Source organism: Devosia rhodophyticola, from assembly GCF_028816475.1.
GTDB lineage: Bacteria > Pseudomonadota > Alphaproteobacteria > Rhizobiales > Devosiaceae > Devosia > Devosia rhodophyticola.
Window position 1 is genome coordinate 2,805,905 of sequence record NZ_CP118247.1, and the last position, 19,475, is coordinate 2,825,379.

General features: G+C 57.0%; 16 protein-coding genes and 2 pseudogenes. 9 read left to right on the top strand and 9 right to left on the bottom strand.

Annotation, left to right across the window (positions count from 1 at the left end):
• The first annotated feature begins 93 nt into the window (after positions 1–93).
• The 3 genes and pseudogenes from recN to PSQ90_RS13750 all read left to right on the top strand — a co-directional run bounded on the left by recN (position 94) and on the right by PSQ90_RS13750 (position 4,409).
• Positions 94–1,763, top strand: a pseudogene (recN, locus tag PSQ90_RS13740) (DNA repair protein RecN).
• A 26-nt stretch (positions 1,764–1,789) separates the two neighbouring features.
• On the top strand, positions 1,790–3,937 hold the full coding sequence (ligA, locus tag PSQ90_RS13745) for an NAD-dependent DNA ligase LigA (RefSeq protein WP_407648122.1): 2,148 nt from the start codon (positions 1,790–1,792) through the stop codon (positions 3,935–3,937).
• 22 nt (positions 3,938–3,959) lie between these two features.
• Positions 3,960–4,409, top strand: a complete 450-nt coding sequence (locus PSQ90_RS13750; RefSeq protein ID WP_282210856.1) for a hypothetical protein — start codon at positions 3,960–3,962, stop codon at positions 4,407–4,409.
• A gap of 40 nt (positions 4,410–4,449) precedes the next feature.
• Here the strand turns inward: PSQ90_RS13750 and PSQ90_RS13755 are convergent, their stop codons facing one another.
• On the bottom strand, positions 4,450–6,273 hold the full coding sequence (locus tag PSQ90_RS13755) for an aminopeptidase P family protein (RefSeq protein WP_282210857.1): 1,824 nt from the start codon (positions 6,271–6,273) through the stop codon (positions 4,450–4,452).
• 111 nt (positions 6,274–6,384) lie between these two features.
• On the opposite strand from PSQ90_RS13755, the gene PSQ90_RS13760 reads away from it, so the two are divergent.
• Positions 6,385–6,519: a hypothetical protein gene (locus PSQ90_RS13760; RefSeq protein WP_282210858.1), complete on the top strand. Its 135-nt coding sequence runs from the start codon at positions 6,385–6,387 to the stop codon at positions 6,517–6,519.
• 327 nt (positions 6,520–6,846) lie between these two features.
• On the opposite strand, the gene PSQ90_RS13765 is transcribed toward PSQ90_RS13760, so the two are convergent.
• Positions 6,847–7,716, bottom strand: coding sequence for a 50S ribosomal protein L11 methyltransferase (locus PSQ90_RS13765; RefSeq protein WP_282210859.1), 870 nt, complete (start codon positions 7,714–7,716; stop codon positions 6,847–6,849).
• 994 nt (positions 7,717–8,710) lie between these two features.
• Here PSQ90_RS13765 and PSQ90_RS13770 point away from each other — a divergent pair.
• On the top strand, positions 8,711–9,055 hold the full coding sequence (locus tag PSQ90_RS13770) for a nuclear transport factor 2 family protein (protein WP_282210860.1): 345 nt from the start codon (positions 8,711–8,713) through the stop codon (positions 9,053–9,055).
• A 397-nt stretch (positions 9,056–9,452) separates the two neighbouring features.
• On the opposite strand, the gene PSQ90_RS13775 is transcribed toward PSQ90_RS13770, so the two are convergent.
• Positions 9,453–10,397, bottom strand: coding sequence for an alpha/beta fold hydrolase (locus PSQ90_RS13775; protein WP_282210861.1), 945 nt, complete (start codon positions 10,395–10,397; stop codon positions 9,453–9,455).
• Between the two features lie 149 nt (positions 10,398–10,546).
• On the opposite strand from PSQ90_RS13775, the gene PSQ90_RS13780 reads away from it, so the two are divergent.
• On the top strand, positions 10,547–11,266 hold the full coding sequence (locus PSQ90_RS13780; RefSeq protein ID WP_282210862.1) for a helix-turn-helix transcriptional regulator: 720 nt from the start codon (positions 10,547–10,549) through the stop codon (positions 11,264–11,266).
• Positions 11,267–11,424: 158 nt separating this feature from the next.
• On the opposite strand, the gene PSQ90_RS13785 is transcribed toward PSQ90_RS13780, so the two are convergent.
• Both PSQ90_RS13785 and PSQ90_RS13790 read right to left on the bottom strand, forming a co-directional pair.
• Positions 11,425–11,814 carry a hypothetical protein gene (locus PSQ90_RS13785; RefSeq protein WP_282210863.1) on the bottom strand — a complete coding sequence of 130 codons (390 nt, stop codon included), beginning with the start codon at positions 11,812–11,814 and terminating at the stop codon, positions 11,425–11,427.
• 19 nt (positions 11,815–11,833) lie between these two features.
• Positions 11,834–12,256: a hypothetical protein gene (locus tag PSQ90_RS13790; RefSeq protein WP_282210864.1), complete on the bottom strand. Its 423-nt coding sequence runs from the start codon at positions 12,254–12,256 to the stop codon at positions 11,834–11,836.
• Between the two features lie 241 nt (positions 12,257–12,497).
• Between PSQ90_RS13790 and PSQ90_RS13795 the strand changes: the two genes are divergently transcribed.
• Entirely contained in the window at positions 12,498–13,760 is a 1,263-nt protein-coding gene (locus PSQ90_RS13795; protein ID WP_282210865.1) for an MFS transporter, read from the top strand.
• Between the two features lie 152 nt (positions 13,761–13,912).
• Here PSQ90_RS13795 and PSQ90_RS13800 read toward each other — a convergent pair whose 3' ends face one another.
• The 3 genes and pseudogenes from PSQ90_RS13800 to PSQ90_RS13810 form a co-directional block, all read right to left on the bottom strand.
• Positions 13,913–14,230, bottom strand: a complete 318-nt coding sequence (locus PSQ90_RS13800; RefSeq protein ID WP_282210866.1) for a heavy metal-binding domain-containing protein — start codon at positions 14,228–14,230, stop codon at positions 13,913–13,915.
• Positions 14,231–14,370: 140 nt separating this feature from the next.
• A pseudogene (locus tag PSQ90_RS13805) lies at positions 14,371–15,342 on the bottom strand (cation diffusion facilitator family transporter); the annotation flags it as partial.
• Positions 15,339–15,596 (bottom strand): metal-sensing transcriptional repressor, encoded by a 258-nt coding sequence (locus PSQ90_RS13810; RefSeq protein WP_282210867.1) that lies wholly within the window; start codon positions 15,594–15,596, stop codon positions 15,339–15,341. The pseudogene PSQ90_RS13805 and the gene PSQ90_RS13810, both read right to left, overlap by 4 nt.
• A gap of 191 nt (positions 15,597–15,787) precedes the next feature.
• On the opposite strand from PSQ90_RS13810, the gene PSQ90_RS13815 reads away from it, so the two are divergent.
• Together PSQ90_RS13815 and PSQ90_RS13820 are read left to right on the top strand one after the other, a co-directional pair.
• Positions 15,788–16,204: an ester cyclase gene (locus tag PSQ90_RS13815; RefSeq protein ID WP_282210868.1), complete on the top strand. Its 417-nt coding sequence runs from the start codon at positions 15,788–15,790 to the stop codon at positions 16,202–16,204.
• An 8-nt stretch (positions 16,205–16,212) separates the two neighbouring features.
• Positions 16,213–16,983, top strand: a complete 771-nt coding sequence (locus PSQ90_RS13820) for an AraC family transcriptional regulator (protein ID WP_282210869.1) — start codon at positions 16,213–16,215, stop codon at positions 16,981–16,983.
• Between the two features lie 33 nt (positions 16,984–17,016).
• On the opposite strand, the gene PSQ90_RS13825 is transcribed toward PSQ90_RS13820, so the two are convergent.
• Positions 17,017–19,356 carry a UvrD-helicase domain-containing protein gene (locus PSQ90_RS13825; protein ID WP_407648123.1) on the bottom strand — a complete coding sequence of 780 codons (2,340 nt, stop codon included), beginning with the start codon at positions 19,354–19,356 and terminating at the stop codon, positions 17,017–17,019.
• Between the last annotated feature and the right edge of the window lie 119 nt (positions 19,357–19,475).

Here is a 19,475-nt window from a genome sequence, read left to right on the forward strand (position 1 = left end):
TGTCGGAAAAATGTGCGATCATGTGGGGAGAGGTCGGTTTAGGTTTGGGCCGATCTTTGGCTGAATGCTGAACTGGCTTGGGAACTGTCCGGAATGCTGAACGCGCTTTCGGTTCGCAATATTGTTTTGATCGACCAGCTGGACCTGGCGCTTGACGGCGGGTTGACCGTTTTGACGGGCGAAACCGGCGCTGGTAAATCCATCCTGCTCGACGCCTTGACGTTGGCTCTCGGTGGGCGCGGCGACGCTTCGTTGGTTCGCAATGGCCACAATAGCGGCCAGGTGGTTGCGGTGCTTCAACTCGCCCAGGATCACCCGGCCCGCGCAGTGTTGCGGGACAATGCCATCACCGATGACGAGGACATCATATTGCGCCGGGTTCAGTTTGCCGACGGCCGGACGCGTGCCTTCATCAATGACCAGCCCGTATCGGCAACCTTGTTGCAGCGGGTGGGCGCACAGGTGGTGGAAATTCACGGACAGCACGACGATAGAGCACTGATTGATGCGGCAACGCATCGTGCTGCACTTGATGTATTTGGCGGCCTGGAAGGCAAAGCGCAGGCGGTGCAGACGGCCTGGGAAGCGCTTGTTGATGCATCCGAAGCGGTCACGGTACAAAAAAGCTGGTTGCTGATGCATTGGCCAAGGAAGATTATGCGCGGCATACGATGGAGGAGCTTTCGGCGTTGGCTCCGGCCGCAGGCGAAGAGGACGACCTTTCCCAGCGGCGCCAGACCCTGATGCAGATCGAGAAATCCGCAGCCGACGTTGGGGAAACCGACGAATTGCTGAATGGTCCTACGGCGCCGGGCCCGGCGCTGTTGAGCCTGATGAGGCGGTTGGCGCGCAAAATCGACGGTGGCGCGACCCTTTTTCAGCCTATCGTTGAAGGCCTCGACGCCACGCTTGTAGCGCTTGATACAACCTCGGATGCGCTGGAAACGCTGAAGCGCGAGATGGCCTTTGATCCGATGGAACTCGAACAGGTCGAGGAACGATTGTTTGCGCTTCGGGCCGCTGCGCGTAAGCATCAGACCAGTTGCGACGAACTCAGTGCGGTTCTGGCGCGATATGAGGCCGAACTGGAAACGCTGCATAATGGCGAAACGCGTCTGGCGGCACTGGAAGCGGCAGCCGCCGAAGCATTGGGCGTCTACAAGACGATCGCGCAATCTCTCAGTACTGCTCGCGCCAAGGCAGCGGTCAAATTGGGGAAGGCCGTTGAAGCGGAGCTGCCTGACCTCAAATTGGGCGCGGCGCGGTTTATCGTTGATCATCAAATTGATGAAACTCTGGTCTCTGCGTCGGGATTTGATCGAATTGCCTTTCACGTGCAAACCAATCCTGGCACGGATGCGGGGCCATTGCTAAAGGTTGCTTCGGGCGGCGAGTTGTCGCGTTTCCTGTTGGCGCTCAAGGTGGTTTTGGCAGATCGCGGATCGGCTCCGGTGCTGATTTTTGACGAAATTGATACGGGGGTCGGCGGGGCGGTTGCCGATGCCATCGGTCGCCGTTTGGCGCGGCTGGCCGAAAAAGTACAGGTGCTTTCAGTGACCCATGCGCCCCAAGTGGCGGCACGGGCGCAACGGCATTTGTTGATCGAGAAGCAGGCCGTGGAAGAGGGGGCGTTTGTGCGCACCCATGTCAAGCCTCTGGACGATGCAGCGCGACGCGAGGAAGTGGCGCGCATGCTGGCTGGCGCCTCGGTAACCGAGGAAGCGCGCGCCGCCGCGTCCAAACTGATGAGCGAAGTCGGCTGATCCGGCCAAACGAAGTGAGAATTGCGTTGAACGATTTGTCTGGCATTGCGGTCGAAGAACTGAGTGAGCAGGACGCGCGGATTGAATTGGAACGGCTTGCGGCCGCCATCGCCAAGGCTGATCTGGCCTACCACCAGAATGATGAGCCAGAAATTACCGACGCCGAATATGATGCGCTGCGGCGTCGCAATGTGGCGTTGGAGGAGCGGTTTCCGGCGCTGGTACGGATGGACAGCCCCTCCACGGTTGTTGGTGCCGCGCCATCGGAAGGTTTTGACAAGGTTCGGCACGGCATTCCAATGCTCAGCCTCGGCAATGCGTTTGATGATGATGACGTCAAAGAATTCGTGGGGCGGGCACGCAAGTTTTTCGAGCGCGACAAGGACCTCAAGCTGGTATTTACGGCCGAGCCCAAGATCGACGGACTTTCTGCGTCCCTGCGCTATGAGAACGGCATATTCGTGCGTGGTGCGACGAGAGGCGATGGCGCGGTTGGCGAGGACATTACCGCTAACCTCAGAACCATCGCCGACATTCCCCAACAGCTGAAAGGAAGTGGCTGGCCTGACGTCATTGAAATCCGTGGCGAAGTCTATATGACCCACGCCGACTTCAAGGCGCTCAACGAAAAATCCGCTGCCAGCGGTGGTCAGGTTTATGTCAATCCGCGCAATACCGCCGCCGGGTCGCTGCGGCAATTGGACGTTTCGATAACAGCCAGCCGCAATCTGAAGTTTTTCACCTATGCCTGGGGTGAGACTTCTGCGGCGCCAGCGGCCACCCAGTTTGAAGCGGTGCAGAAATTTATGGATTGGGGTTTCAAGACCAATTCGCTGATGATCAAGTCCGCTGATGTCGCCGTCTTGTTGGAACATTACCGTGCCATCGAGGCCCAAAGGGCAAGCCTTGGCTATGATATCGACGGGGTGGTTTACAAGCTCGACCGACTGGATCTGCAGGAACGATGGGGTTTTGTCGCCCGGGCACCGCGATGGGCTATTGCGCACAAGTTTGCAGCCGAGCAGGCAACGACAGTGCTGACGGGGATTGATATTCAAGTCGGACGAACGGGAGCGTTGACGCCGGTGGCGCGCCTGGCGCCGGTGACCGTTGGCGGGGTGGTGGTGGAAAATGCCACGCTTCATAATGAGGACTATATCAAGGGTTTGGGAAACAGTGGCGAGCCGATCCGCAATGGGGTGGATCTGCGCATTGGCGATACAGTGATTGTGCAGCGTGCCGGGGACGTTATTCCCCAGATTGTTGACGTGGTGCTCGATAAACGGCCCGAAGGGGCTGCGCCGTTTGTATTTCCCCATATCTGTCCTGAGTGTGGTTCGGAAGCTGTTCGTGAGATCAACGAAAAAACCGGACGGCGTGACGCCATCAGGCGTTGCACTGGCGAGTTGATTTGTCCGGCGCAGGCAGTTGAAAATCTCAAGCATTTCGTGTCGCGCAACGCGCTGGATATTGATGGGCTTGGCGACCGGCAAATTTCTCAATTTTATGCGGAAGGGCGAATTGCCCGACCGGCAGATATTTTTACGCTGCGGACGCGAGATGAGCGGGCGTTGAAAAAGCTCAAGGACGCGGAGGGGTTTGGCGCTGTTTCGGTCAAAAAACTGTTTGATGCCATTGATGATCGGCGCGAACCGGAACTGGATCGGTTCATTTTTGCTTTGGGCATCCGCCATGTTGGGGAGACGACGGCGGCGTTGATGGCCAGGACATTTGGCACCATGGAAGCGTTCCGGGAGGCGGCAGTGCGGGCCGCGCATGTGGATGGCGATGCGCACGAGGTTTTCCCCTCGATCAATGGAGTGGGAGAAGTTGTGCGGCAGTCGGTGATTTCGTTTTTCGCCAATGATCGAAACATTCAGGCGCTTGATGATCTGCTGAAGGAAGTTCACCCCAAGCCGTATGTCGTGACAATTTCGGCCGATAGCGAGGTGGCTGGCAAAACAGTTGTGTTTACTGGTTCGCTCGAAAAAATGACACGATCGGAGGCCAAGGCTATGGCCGAGCGCCACGGCGCGAAGGTGGCTGGCTCGGTATCGGCGGCTACTGATATTCTGGTGGCGGGGCCGGGTGCCGGTTCCAAACTCAAAAAGGCCGAAGAGGCCGGGGTCAAGGTGATCAGTGAAGAGGACTGGTTCACGCTGATCGGCAAGTAGGCCAGGGAGGAGGGCGAGCGGGATGCGACTTGTGATCGGAATGCTGGCCAGCCTATTTTTGTTTGTTCCCGCCGTATCGTTGGCGCAAGATTTCGGTAGTCCCAAAGCTGTGGTTGAGTTTGCCTATGGAGAAATCAATCCACAGGATGGATTGGCAATGCATGACTATTTTTCCGACAGTTTGAATGGACTGATCGCCGCTGAATCGGCGCGCGATGACAACGAGGGAACAGGTCTGGACTTTAATCCATTGTTGCATGGCCCCGGCGGTGGGGGATTAGATTATTCGGTTGCCGCGCCCATCGTCAGCGGCGATACGGCAAGCGTTGAGGTGTCGCTCAGCAAACCGACCGCAGAAACGATCCAACTGTTGCTGGTTTCGCAGAGAGATGGCTGGAAGGTTGACGATGTTGTTTACGCCGATGGCGTTCGCTTGAGTGAATTGCTGGCCGCTGACCCCTTGCTGAATTAGTCAAAGCCGCCGCCAGAAGCGTCGGCTTTTGTGTGGAGCGCTAGATGGGCGCGGTGGCAGATTGCAGCCATTGCTTGACCTCGCCGGTCAGGCGCGGGCCGATTTCGGTCCATACCCGTTGATGATAGGCGTTCAACCACTCGCGCTCGGCAGGTTCGAGCAGCTCCGCCTCGATCAGGCGCCTGTCGATGGGAACCAGTGTCAGGGTCTCGAAATCGAGATAGTTTTCGCCCAGTGTGCTGGGTTGGACGATCAGCAGATTTTCGATGCGGATGCCATATTCCCCGGCCTTGTAGAAACCGGGTTCGTTGGAAAAAATCATCCCGGCATCGAACGGCACAGTATGGCGCGGGGAAATGCCGATCGGACCTTCGTGGACCGCCAGGAAGGCGCCGACGCCATGGCCGGTGCCGTGATTATAGGTCTGGCCAACCTGCCAGAGGTACTGGCGCGCCAGAACGTCGATCTGGGCACCCGATGTGCCTTGGGGAAAACGGGCCCGTGAAATGGCGATCATGCCTTTGAGGACACGGGTAAAGCGGTCGCGCTGTTCGGCGGTCGATGAGCCTGTCGACATGGTGCGGGTAATGTCGGTGGTGCCCGACAGATATTGAGCGCCGCTATCGACCAGCATGATCTCGCCCGGCTGCAAGGTGCGATTTGACCCGTTGGTGACACGGTAATGGATGATTGCGCCATTGGGACCGGACCCCGAGATGGTGTCGAAGCTGGCGTCTACGCAGGTTTCGTCTTCGCGCCGGAAAGCCTCAAGAGCGGTGACGATGTCGATTTCGGTGGTCTTTCCTGCGGGCGCTGTTTGGTCAAACCAGTGCAGGAATTTGGCCATCGCCACGGCATCGCGATTATGGACTTCGACCATGCCGGCAATTTCGACCTGGTTCTTGCGCGATTTCGGCAAGAGGATGGGATCGCGTTTTTCTAGAATTTTGGCGCCGGACTGGCTCAGGGTGGATGCGATGGCCTGCGGTACGGTCGCTGGATCGATCAGGACGGTATTTTTGGCTGATCCGAGTTGGCGCAGGTCGTCGGAAAGCCTGGCGCTGTCAGCCAAGTCGGCTTTACCCTGCAGTGCGGCAGTGATTTCAGGCGTGATTTTTGCCTGATCTAGATAAAGGGTTGGGAGGCCAGTGGCGGGAACGACAGCAAAACTCAGCACGAAAGGTGTGTTGGGCACGTCGCGGCCGCGCATGTTGAGCAGCCAGCAAATGGATTCAGGCAGGGTAAGGACGACGGCGTCGGCGCTTTCGTCGGACAGTGTCTTTTGCAGGTCGGCGATCTTGTCGCTGGCGTTCTTTCCGGCGCGGTTGTGGCCGAGGAATTCAACGCTCGAAACGGGCGCGCCGGGGCGATCCGTCCAGATGGCGTTGACGAGATTTGAGGAGGCAATGAGGGTAAACTTGTCGCCCAGTTTCTCGGTCAGGTCCTTGATTTCGCCGGGCGTGTGCAGCCACGGATCGTAACCCAGGCGACCACCGGGGCCGACATAATCGCCGATCTGGGCCGACAGACCGCCCTGACCGGTTTCGATGGCGTCGACGAGGGTCGTGTCGGTTTGGGCGGGAGCCTGAAGGGTATAGCGGCTATCGACGAACAGGGCGGCACGTTCGGTGCCGACAATGGCAATACCGGCTGAGCCGGTGAAACCGGTTATGTAGGCCAGCCGGGCGTCGCCGGGTGGTACCGACTCGCCGCGATGCGCGTCGGCCCGGGGGATCAGGAAGCCATCAAGCTTTGCCTTTGCCATTTCCGCCCGCAGTGCCGCCAAGCGTGGGGCGACGTTTTTGGGGTCGGCGGTTTCGGAAAACGACTGGAAGACAGTGGGCGGGAAGGATTGCGCGGTCATTTAATGCCTCGAGGTGAGTTGCGTCGGCGGAATGGCTGGCTTGTCCAAACAGGTCTACCGCCGGGAGAAGGAAGGTCTATCTTAGCGTGGTAGTCACTAGGAGCGAAGATCATGGGTAACAAGAATTTCCTGCGTCGCGCTGTTGACGCCCTCATTGAGAGCCGTACCCGTCAGGCAAAGCGCTATGTTGAGCGTTTTGAAGCCGAGCATGACGTGCATAAGCGGCCTGAATTTACCAAGTTTTAAGCTGCTCTGCGAAAGCGGCATGGCTGTCCTGCTAAAATGAGCCTACCGGAATTTTGCAGGCGACCTAAATAGAGAATGTCGATGGATATAAATCGACTAAAGTGCATGGAGATGGAAATGACAACGAACAGGAACGATTTTCGCAAAGCCCTTGGGTCAGTAGTTGACGCGAGCGGCCGTGAAACGAGCCGTCAGGTCAGCTATCGCATGCAGCATCAACTTATCGGCGCATTCACCAAGCGCCCATAAGGCGACTGCTGGACATTGCTGACGATCGATGTGATCCCCGGAGTCCGCTTCGGGGATTTTTGCTTTTCTACCCTCCTGCTAGAGTTTTTCCAGGATCAGGGTGGCCCAATCCTTTTTGATGATCTTTTGGCGCAGCACCATGGATTGGCGGCTGTAGGCGGAAATGACGCGCGCCGCCTGATGCTCGAGAATGCCCGACAGAATGACGATGGCGCCGTGATCGGCGACGCGACCCATGCCGGGGGCGATCTGGACGAGGGGACCGGCCAGAATATTGGCAACAATCAGGTCGTAGGGCTTGTTGCGGTTGATGGTCTGGTGATCAAGCCCGGTTGCCTCAAGCGGGATGATTAACCGTCCGACGCCGTTCTGTTCGGCATTCTCGGCGGTGGTTTTTACCGAAATGGGATCAATGTCGGTTGCGAGAACCGGGGTTTTGAGCCGTTTGGCCAAGGCGATGGCCAAAACGCCGGTACCGGTGCCGACATCAAGCAGATTACGCGGTTTGCGATGCTTGAGCGTGCGCTCGATGGCTTCAAGGCAACCGGTGGTGGTTTCGTGGTGCCCGGTGCCAAAAGCCTGGGCCGCGTCAATGCGCATGGCGGTGTAACCGGCGGGGATGGGCGCTGTTTCGTGGCTGCCATAGACATAGAAACCGCCAGCTATAACCGGGGCCAGCCCTTCGAGCGAGCGGGCGACCCAGTTGATTTCCGGATCAATAGCGTCAACGGAAAAATCGACGTCGCCGCCAAGGGTTAGCCGGGCCAATTCAGAAAATGATTCCACATCCGGCGGGCTGTCGCAGGTGGCTTCAAAGAACCATTCCCCGGTTTCCTCATTTTCATGGGCCGAGGCGGTCAGAGCCAGATCGTCGCGCTCCATGACGGCGTCGACCAGAGCATAGGCCTGATCCTTGGTGAGCGGGGCGGAGAGTTGGTCGACAGCCATTTTTGCGCGGTTCCGAATTGCAGGTGGATCCTGTTTGGGCAAGGCGGCAGGGCCTGTCAATGCGGGCCATGGAAATGGCGTGAGGAAACGCCGCCCGGCGCGAAAAACCTGCGGTTGGAAAAGATTGCGACATGCGGCGAGAACCGGCCTCATGTGATTTTTATAATGCGAGACTGGTCTCGCCGCATGCGATGGGCTTTCAGGACTATGGAGCGCTTTGTTCCAGCCTGGCCGGACAAACCCGTCACACGGACCCAGGAGCGCGCGACCGCCTCCCACCCATCTGCTCTCCCACGGACCGTTCGTCGCGACCCCGCAATCGCGTGGGGAGTGCAACCATTGTGCCAGAGGTTTTGGGCGTGGGGATAAGTTTGGCTTGGGCGCGCGAACAACGGCGCGGGAAAGGCGTTGCTGCACTACACTCTTTGCACAATCTTCGCCAGTTCATCGCGTGTCGCTTAACTCACCACTTCCACCATGTCATTCCGGCGTAGGCAGGAAACCATCATGACATGCCCAACCAGCCGTGATTGCGGGAAAATCTCACGATGGCCCCGGGTCAAGCCCGGGGTGACACCTCGTGGAGGAGAGGGTAAATCGGCGGCTGTGCGCCCAAAATCTGCCGCGGGCACGTTAAATTTCCGGATTTTCCAGTTCGAGAAACTGGTGGCCCGTAAGGGTGGAAAGTGGACTGGCAGCTAACAGTTCATCTGTGGTCGAAAGCAGACAGTTCTCCTAGCCAGACTTATTTTGGACCCTCTGAGGGGCAGATACCCACCTGATTTTTGCACCGTGCAAGCCATTGAGATTGCGGGGTGGTTTCTCTGATGCATAATTCTTGAATTTTGCGCCCTACGCTAGGCTGCTTTCGATCGGTTGAACCCACCACCCCATTTCTGTCGTTCCGATTGATCGCTGCGATTCTGAGCCAAATCTTCTAAAATTGGAGCCCGCTTGCTCCGGTGCTACAGTCATCAGAAAGGAGGTTCACATCATGAATTATCAAGAGCTTTGGGAGATGGAAAAAAGCTTCTGGCTGGATGGGCCAGACTTTTACAAAAGTTCGATGGCACCCAATGCGCGTATGGTGTTTCCGGCGCCTGTAGGGATACTCGCTGGACAGGAAATTGTTGAGGGTCTTCGTCAATCGCCTCGTTGGATGTCTGTCGATTTCCACAAGAAGACAGAAACAGAGCTGGGTGACACGGCGGTGCTCGCCTACGAGGCTTCGGGAAAACGCGACGGCGAGGGCGCATATATTGCCTTCTGTGCAAGTACGTATGTGCGGAAGGATGGCGCATGGGTGTTACTGGCCCACCAGCAGACCCCGAAAGCGTGACGCGTTAGAATTCTCAACCCGATGCCGAACCGCCGCAAAGTCGGCATAGCACCAATCATGGCAAGGCCCCCGCTACCGCAACTTCCACCACAAGGCGGTGCATAATTTGATATATGCGTGACGGAGGTTAGGCGCAGGCCGTAGTGGTGCCAAGCGTTATCCTGAAGTTGCTTAAATCATTTCCTGAATTCCAATGGTTGCACTTTTAACCCCATCGTCGGATTTCAGTTTCATGGCTATTTCACACGCGGCGTCTTGCATGCGCGTGTCAGTCGTGGCGCGGTTCAATGGTCAAGATTTGATTGTTATTCTCAAAGTCTGGCCCTATCCATCCCCTTGCCACCGCAGCGCGTAACCTGTTTGGTTCAAAGCATCGGTGGCCTGTCAGCAGGAGGGATCAGGCGATGCTTTGCTGTGCCAGCCAGGTCAGAATTGCCTGGTTGGTTTCCTCCGGATTTTCCTCTTGGATCCAATGACCGCAATCGAGGCTGACGACGTCCACATTGGGCACGAAATCTGCCAGGTTTTCTGATTTCGGGATCACATCCCTGTCGCCATATATCATGAGTGTGGGTTGATGGATGATGGGGTCGACGTTCGCCAGCAAGCTCCAGTTGCGGTCAAGGTTCCGATACCAGTTGATGCCCCCCGTGAACCCGGCCTTTTCGAAGGCAGAGACGTAAACATCCAAGTCGCTGTCGCTCATCACGGGCTCGCCGAGGGGTGTTTCGGCTGTGGCGAGATTGATCATAGCCATGCCCGGCTCAGGCGCCCGGAGGGGCACGTTTTTCCGGTACAGGTTTCGAAGGAAGCGGAACGCATTCTGGTCCAGAATTGCGTCCGCAACGCCCGGTTGCCGGTTGAAATGAACAAAGTAATAGTCGCTGCCCAGGACCAGTTCCAGGAACTCGATCCAAGGTGTTTCGCCACGCTCCTGATAAGGCAGACTTAGATTGATCACTTTATTGACTCGTCCTGGATGCAGCAGGGTAAGCCCCCAAACGACTGCCGCCCCCCAGTCATGGCCGACAAAGATCGCATTCTGGTATCCGTAATGATCGAGAAGGGCGACGAGATCGCCCGTAAGGTGTTCAATGTCATATTCCGTCACCTCGTCCGGGCGGGACGAGTTGCCATAGCCCCGCTGATTGGGAACAATAACATGGTAGCCCGCCGCGACGAGGGCGGGCACCTGATGGCGCCAGGAAAAGGCATGCTCAGGCCAGCCATGGCAGAGTATGATCGGGTTTCCTGCATTTTGACGGCCTGCTTCAAACACTTCCAGTTCCACGCCGTTGACTGGAACAAGCGTCGGCTTGAGAAAATCGGTTGGGGTATGCACTGTTTTTCCTTTTTTCGTTCCGAGCGTTCGAGCGTTCGAGCGTTCGAGCGTTCCGTTCCGGATCGAGATATTTCCGCCCCGGGGCTCATAGACATTGACTAAAAGCCAATGGTGCCAAATGTTGGCACCATTTAACGGTAACTTGTGGAATGAGTGTTCGCCTTCGACATGAAGCCATCGTGCGCAGCCTTCGACGCAACGGTACTTCGACGGTCGCCAACCTGGCGACGGAAGTTCGCGCATCCAGGCGCACAGTGTTGCGTGACATCAGCGCGCTGCGCGACGAGGGCTTTGTCATTCATTCCGAACCGGGCCGCGGCGGCGGCCTGCAACTTGATCCGCAATCGGTTCAGACCACGGCCCGGCTCTCGGTCGCCGAGGTCTTTGCGCTGCTCATCAGCGTTGCATCAATGCGGGCCGCCGGGAATTTGCCCTTTGCCGGCCTCGCCGATGCAGGGCTTGCCAAGATCGAAAAGGCCTTGCCGCCAGACAAGATGCGCGACCTGCGCCGCTTTCTGGGTTGCCTCTATGTGGGACAACTTTCACCGCTGGTGGACATATCGGATAGGGAAGCGATGGAACCTGCGCTTCTGCCGGCATTCGAAAGCGCTTTCCTCCAACGGCAGTCCCTGGGTTTCCAGTACCGTGACGCAAAAGGTTCAGTAACCAGCAGAGTTGTTGAACCACAAGCCATGCTGATCCTTCCTCCGCTATGGTACCTGGTGGCCTGGGATCCTGCGCGCACGGATTTCCGCCATTTTCGAATGGACCGTATCAGCAGACCGGAATGCATCCAGGGCGCGTCATTTCGCCGACGGCGTGTACAATTCGCAGATGGCGTCTCTCCGATCCGCGGTCTACCGCGCTGATGGCCCGCTCAGGCTCATGCAAGCCAACTTGAACGGCAGCTTTGGGAAACGCAGGCGCGGTGCAAAGGCCGGGGTGACACTGCGAGGGGGAGGGGTGGCACTGCGGAGGGTGGAATTGCTGACCATGTGTTCAAAATCTGTCGTGGGCGCCGTCAGTTTCAAGCGCTGCCCCGATGCTTTAGCAGCTTATTGCTTAGGTAGTAGGCAATGCAGGCAAGATGCGCACCACCTGCAACTGGAATGAAAAGAAGAAGAATGACGAAATTGCCTAAAGGGTCACTGATGCTAAAGTAAATAACGCCAAGCGCAATAAATAAAATTGTTACGGCGATGCCGATTGCGGCAATCAATTTGGATGTTTTGGGATTTTTATCAATTGATAGCCAAACAAAAATGAAAATTGTTGGAAATAAGAAAGGAATTACTATGATGAGCGAAATCCAATACTGAAAAACGCCAAAAAAATCACCCCCTAGGGCCACATATATCATGACGAATGCAAATGCGATCAAAAGGCCCACCGACAATGTGGCGAATGCGCGTTCCAATTCTGTCTCCCTCACCGATTTATGCCCATAATGTCAGAAATGCCCACAAGACTTTGAGCGCACCAACCGGGGTGGACATGCCGAAGGCCAAAAAGCCGATCACAGAGGCAATTGCCCACGTGACCCAGAAGAAGCGGAGGCGACTTGTCAAAAACCCGGCCATGCAAATGACTAGGTTAGTCGCAAAAAAGAAAATTCCTGGCACAAGGCCGCGAATTCCGAGGCCGAAGAGAATTGCAGGCAGAAATCCAACAAATATTGCTAACTCAACGAGCCTAATTGATTTGTGCCTGGGTGACATTTCTCTGAAAAGAGCGATGGTAGATTTTCCAGGCAACATCAAATTGGACAGTTCGACATTTGGGAATGGTTCTTTTTGTTCATGGTTCTCGCGCTCGTCTTGGAATTTGACGCAGAAAGTTCGGCCAGGGACGTTCAGCAACAGTTACTACTAATCGGGCCAACCCGGAGATTATGGTGCGACGATTTTGTTTCTTTGAGTTAACAGAAGCTCGTGTCGAGGCGCTGGCCGTGAACGAACGTCGGATATGGCGTGGGAAACGGACTGTCCGCGTTCAGCTAGCAGGTCAATGAAAGCAGATATTGGCGAGCCATTGTGCGGCCGCACCAATGTCGTCCTCTTCCGGGTTCCGGTTGCGTCGCAAACCGTTTACAGCAGAAACATGTTTGATTTCCTCCGCAGCAATGTCCATTTTTTTCGCGAAAACGCCCGCTGGATCAGCGGCGGCTTTCTTCTCACCCTCTTCTCTTCCTTCGGGCAGACCTTTTTTATTGGCCTGTCGGGCAATGATTTGCGCGACACCTTCGGGCTTTCGGGTGGCGCGTTTGGCGGGATCTATATGCTTGCCACGCTGGCCAGTGCGGCGACACTGCCTTGGCTCGGTCGTTCGCTCGACGTTATGCCCGGCTGGAAAGTCGTGCGATTTACCATGCCGGCATTGGCGTTTGCCTGCGTATTGCTCGCGGTAGCGCCGAACCTGCTGCTTTTGACCGCCGCGCTTTATCTGCTGCGTCTATTCGGGCAGGGAATGATGACTGAGACCGCCTTTACCGAGACCGGGCGCTGGTTTGTTGCCAATCGGGGTCGCGCAATGGCGCTTGTCGTCATTGGTCAGCAGGCCGGCTCGGCGCTGCTGCCAGCGCTCGTTGTGCTGGTTGCCGTGATGACTGGCGACTGGCGGATCAGTTGGTACCTGTCGGCGGCACTGGTGCTACTGGTTGGTCTGCCGGTCATCATCACACTCATTCGGGTGGAACGCACACCGAGATCAACCGATCCGAAGGTTTTGCCAGAGCGGACCGCACGAGACTGGACACGAAGCGAAGTGCTCCGCGATCCTATGCTCTATCTGCTGCTTTCAGGCACGTTGGCGCCTGCGTTCATCGGCACCTCCATCCTCTTTCACCAAGGCTATCTCGTTGCACTGCGCGGCTATGATCCATTGGCGTTCGCGATCGGCTTTCCCATCATGTCTGTAACGACGGTTGTTTTCGGGTTGGTTTGCGGCCATCTGGTTGACCGGTTGGGTTCGCTCAAGCTGCTGCCGATTGTTCTTCTGCCACTGGCTGTTGCGTCCCTGGCTGTCGGGCTGGTCGAGCCTGTGTGGGGTGTTTATGCCTTCATGCTGCTTTTGGGGGTGAGCAACGGTTTCACCTCAACGTTGCTGGGGGCCCTCTGGCCCGAAGTCTATGGTCTCGCCAATCTTGGCGGCATTCGCGCCATCGTCGTCTCAGGCGGCGTGCTGGCTTCTGCACTGGGGCCAGGCATCACCGGAGCGTTGATTGATCTGAACATTTCCCTGCCAAATCAGATGCTATGGATGGCTGCCTGGTGCATTCTGGCTTCCCTCGTTCTGGCCTATGCGGCCAAGCGAATACGCTTGCGCGAGACAGAAGTGCTGGCCACAATCCGGACTGATCCCTAGAATTCGCCCTGGCCGCTTGAATATCCGGGTGCTGCTGCGCTTGGCGTAGCCTTCACCAGTCCATGGCGTGTCGCCTAACTCACCATGTCATTCAGGCGTAGGCCGGGGTGACACGGCGAGGGAAGGTTGTTCGATCGACCGGGTGGGCAAGATTAGAGTTTTACGGCGGTGCCGGAGGCGGAGACCATCAGCATGGAGCCGCCTTGCCCCACCACTTCGTAATCGATGTCGATGCCGATGATCGCATCGGCGCCGCGCTCGCGAGCCTGGGCTTCAAGCTCGGCAAAGGCCTGTTCGCGGGCCTGACCCAGCGTGCGCTCATAGGCACCAGCGCGACCGCCGACGATGTCGCGAATATTGGCAAACAGGTCCTTGAAAATATTGGCGCCGACAATGACTTCGCCGGTGACAATGCCGAGATATTCGCGCACGGGATGATTTTCGATGGTGGGGGTGGTGGTGATGATCATTGAGCGTCCGGACCTGAAGTAGGATAAGGTCCGATGATGCTATCAAGATATTGTATGGACAAGCTTAATGTCTGACAGGGCGCACCCAGGTCAGGTTGCGGTCAATGGTCGGCGATGGTCGATTGTGCAAAGCGGATATTAGCGCTTCTGAGGGCGGGTAAATGCTCAAAAAGCTCCTGTTCCACGGCGGCAGTCAATTTATTGGCATCCGCCAGCGGCAGAGAATTACTGGCCGATATGGCCAGTTCGACGTGCAATTGGTGTCCGATCCAGCGCGCCTTGGCGTCGGCCACGGCGTTGACGCCCTCGACATGTTTGGCGGCATGGTAAATCTCATCGATCACGCCCGGCTCAACGCCATCCAGCATGCGTGTCAACACGGACCGAGCCGACTGCCACACAATTGCGAAAATCGCCAGGGTGATCAGTAGGCCAATGATCGGGTCAGCAAGGGGAAAGCCAAACCAGACGCCAACAGCGCCCAGAACCACCGCCAGGCTAGTCAGGCCGTCGGTGCGGGCGTGATAGCCATCGGCGATAAGCGCAGCACTGTTGATTTCCCGACCAACGCGAATGCGGAAGACGGCAACGATCTCATTGCCCAGAAACCCGATGATTCCGGCGGCAACAACCCAGCCAAGGTGCTGGACCATCTGCGGATGGAACAGACGATCTATGGCTTCATAACCAGCGACCAGCGCGCTGAAGAGAATAATCAGCACAATGATGATTCCGGCGAGATCTTCTGTGCGGCCAAGTCCATAGGTGAAGGTCTTACTGGGCTTTCGACGCGCCAGGACAAAGGCGATCCAGAGCGGGATGGCTGTGGCGGCATCCCCGATATTATGGATTGTGTCCGCCAGCAGCGCGACGCTGCCTGAAATGATCACAACGCCAATCTGCATGAGTGCCGTCACGGCGAGAATGACGAATGACCATTTGATTGCCCATATTCCGCGCGTCGTGGTGGCAATGGTTGCGTCAATCACGCCGTGGGTGTGTCCGTGGCCGCTGCCATTGTCGTCATGGTGATGGTGGTGGTGCCCATGATCATCGTGGTGCGCGCCAAAGCCGAACCATTGCGCAATTTTTGAAAAGGGGGAGGTGCTCACAAGTATTTCGCCAATTGTTTTAATTCTGCCAGCGCCGCGCGCGATGCGCTGTCTTCGCCTTCCAGGCAATGTTCAATGTGATCATGGATCAGCTCACGCTTTGCGTTGCTGATGGCGCTTTCGACGGCGTGAAGTTGCTGGGCCAGATCAAGACAGGGGCGCTCCTGCTCGATCATGCCGATAACGGCCAGCAAATGACCGTTTGCGCGCTTCAATCGTTTCAGGATCGCTTTGTGGGAGGTGTGTTTTTCCATTTACTTATCCTATCCCCCTGGACAGGATAAGTATAGGTGCCTGTGTCGGTCGGCGCGCTGAAACCTGTCTGGCGCTTTGGGTCGATCCTGCCTCAATACACGTTGGCAGCTCGGGGCTATTTTTTGGCACTTTGCAGCAAGCGGCACAATTAGAAGGAGGGCATTTTGCGGTTTTTGAAAGGAGAACTGAAATGTCCGTTCGCAAGAATAGCCAGGTGGAAATTGCGACCCGGTTCATCGACATTGTCTGGAACGGTTCCGATGCGACCAAAATTGATGATTTTATCAGCACCGACTTTGTCGATCATGCCTATGATCCGCGTGACGCCGATGGCCATAAGGCCATGGTGACAAAGCTGGGCAGCGTGTTGCCCGATGCGCGTTGGACCATTGACCGAGTGGTGGGGATGGACGACCAGGTTATGGTTGAATTGACGTTGACCGGAACGCATCAAGGCGTGTTCGCGGGCATAGCGCCGCATGGAAATGCAATAAAAGTTCGTGGCTATCGCACGTTTGTATTTTCGGACGACAAGATATGCGCGCATCATGCCTTGCTGGACACGCACACGCTGATGCAGCAAATGTCTGGAACCAGAGTAGCCTGACCACGACCATGCATATCGGATCGAACGCATTTTACCGCATATTCGAAGAATCGTTTGCCACTGGCGAACGATCATTCGATGCGGACTATCTGCTGTTCGCCTCGCGCGGCGCCTTCGTTCTGGAAAACAAGCGGCGGCAATGGCTGTTGCCGCCGCAGCGAGCCGCCCTTATCGCTTGCGGGACGTCGATTTCGGTGAGTAGCAAAGGTCCGGCGACCTCGTCATCAATCCTGTTTCGCAATGATGAGCTGGGGCTGACAGAAGGCGAACTTCGAGTCTTTGTGATGTCCGATTTGGCGCGGCTCATGGTTGCGCAGGCCATGCGGTGGGGCGGAGCGACAGAACCGTCAAATGATCAGGCCCATTTTTTCCATGCTTTGGCGTCCGTCGTTGCAGAACTTTCGTTGATCCAACTCAATACATGGTTGCCACGTCCTTCATCGTCGGGCCTCGCGAAAGCCATCGCCGTGGGGCTGGCCGATCTGGGCCGCAACATCGGGTTTGGTCAATTGGCGCAATCCGGTGCGGTTTCGGAACGAACCCTGGCACGGCTGTTTCGGCGGGAACTTGGCATGACATGGACTGAGTTTCGCCACCGGGCACGGATGATCAAGGCCATGGAAGCGCTGGCGCAGGAAAGCGTTACCGAAGCCGGATTTCAGGTGGGCTTTGAAAGCACCAGTGCTTTCATCAGGGCGTTCAAGGCTTTTAGCGGCCAGACGCCCAATGCGTTCAAACGCAGTGTGGTCAACTCACCACGCCACGCCAGATCCCCATAAAAGTGCTGGCTGGTCGCGTTATTCGATAAGGCGCTATCCCCGCTTGATGAAGCTGTCGAGGACGCGTTTACGGCCGGCTTTTTCGAAGTCGATGGTGAGTTTATTGCCTTCAACGCCCGAGACGGTGCCGTAACCGAATTTGAGGTGGAGGACGCGGTCGCCGAAAGTGTAGGCGGAGGAGGAACCGCCCAGATCGACCGAGCGGGCGACCAGATCGCCTTCGATGGTCATGGGACCGCCGCCCTTGCGGCTGGCCTGTTGGGCCTGGGCGCGTTTCCAGCCGGGGGTTTCGTAAACGCTATCGAACGGGTCGGCCTTGTTGAATCGCGAGGCGGCACCGCCGCCATAGCCATAGCCGCCATAAGAGGAGCCGGTATCTTTGACCTCTACGGCGTCGGCGGGCAATTCATCCAAGAAACGCGACGGGATGGCCGATTGCCATAGACCGTGGATGCGGCGGTTTTGCGCCACTGAGATGAGGGCGCGTTTGCGGGCTCGGGTGATGCCGACATAAGCGAGGCGGCGTTCCTCCTCGAGTCCGGCGCGGCCCGATTCATCGAGCGAGCGCTGATGGGGGAAAAGGCCTTCTTCCCAGCCGGGCAGGAAGACATTGTTGAATTCAAGCCCTTTGGCCGAATGTAGCGTCATGATCGAGACGGCATCGCCATCATCGCCGGTGGCGCGGTCCATGACCAGGGCGATATGTTCGAGAAATCCGCCGAGCGTTTCGAATTCTTCCATCGAGCGCACCAGTTCCTTGAGGTTTTCAAGGCGGCCGGGGCTGTCGGGGGATTTGTCGTTTTGCCACATGGCGGTGTAGCCGCTCTCGTCGAGAATTTGTTCGGCGAGTTCAAAATGGGGGATGGTGCGCAGGCGCTCGGCCCAATCGTCGAACTGGGCGACGAGATTGCGCAATGTGGTGCGTTGCTTGGGTTTTAACTCTTCGGTTTCCAGCAGCATGCGCACGGTGGCCAAAAGCGGTTGGCGTTGGTGACGAGCGGCATCAAACAGGATTTTGACCGTGGAATCACCCAGCCCGCGCTTCGGGGTGTTGATGATCCGCTCAAACGCCAGATCATCGGCGGGCTGGGCGACCAGCCGCAAATAGGCGAGGGCATCGCGGATTTCCTTGCGCTCGTAAAAGCGCGGACCGCCAATAACACGGTAGTTAAGGCCAAGGGTGATGAAGCGTTCTTCAAACTCGCGCATCTGGAAGGACGCCCGCACCAGAATGGCGGCGTCGTTGAGATTTTCGCCCCGGCGCTGGATCTGCTCGAGTTCCTCGCCGATGGAGCGGGCCTCCTCTTCGCTATCCCAGACGGAGGTAACGGCAATGGGATCGCCCGCTTCGGCGACGTCGGTCTGCAGCGTTTTGCCCAACCGGCCTTCGTTAAAGGCGATCAGATGGGAGGCGGCCTTGAGGATATTGGCGGTGGAGCGGTAATTGCGCTCGAGCTTGATGACCCTGGCGCCGGGAAAGTCTTTTTCAAAGCGCAGGATGTTATCGACTTCGGCGCCGCGCCAGCCATAGATTGATTGATCATCGTCGCCAACAACGCAAATATTGGCTTCGGCAGCGGGTTTGCCCTGGGCGAGCAGACGCAGCCACAAATATTGGGCGACGTTGCTGTCCTGATATTCATCGACCAGCATATAGCGAAAGCGGCGGTGGTATTCGGCCAGAACTTCGGGGTTTTCGCGGAACAGGCGGATGCATTCGAGTAGCAGATCGCCAAAATCGGCGGCGTTGAGAGTTTTCAGGCGCGCCTGATAATCTGCATAAAGTTTTTGGCCTTTCCCATTGGCAAAGAATCCGGAATCGGCGGGCGAGACATCCTTGGGCAGCAGGCCACGGTTTTTCCAATTGTCCATCATCCCGGCGAACTGGCGGGCAGGCCAACGCTTTTCGTCGATGTTTTCGACCTGGAGCAATTGCTTGATCAGGCGGATCTGATCGTCGGTATCCAAAATGGTAAAATCGGATTTGAGATCGACCAGTTCGGCGTGGCGGCGCAGGATGCGGGCGCCGATGGAGTGGAACGTGCCAAGCCATGGCATGCCCTCAACCGAGGCACCGACCAGTTTGGCGATGCGCTCCTTCATTTCGCGCGCCGCCTTGTTGGTGAAGGTGACCGACAGAATTTCAGAACCGCGCGCCTTGCGGGTGGTCAGAATATGGGCGATGCGGGTCGTTAGAACGCGGGTCTTGCCGGTACCGGCACCGGCCAGCACCAATAGCGGGCCTTCGAGCGACAAGACGGCATCGCGCTGCTCCTCATTGAGCCCGGCCAGATAGTCGGCATCGCGTCGGCCAAACTGACTGGTGATGGGCCCAGCAGCCGGGCGTTGCATATTGTCTTGATCAGCGGCCATACGGGATTGACGAATCTCTTTTTGTTCTGGTTGTTCAATATAGGCAGGTGAAAGCTTGATGTATATGGCGGCAGGCAATCAACAGCGCGGCATTTGGCGGTTTTTGGCTGCTATTGTCG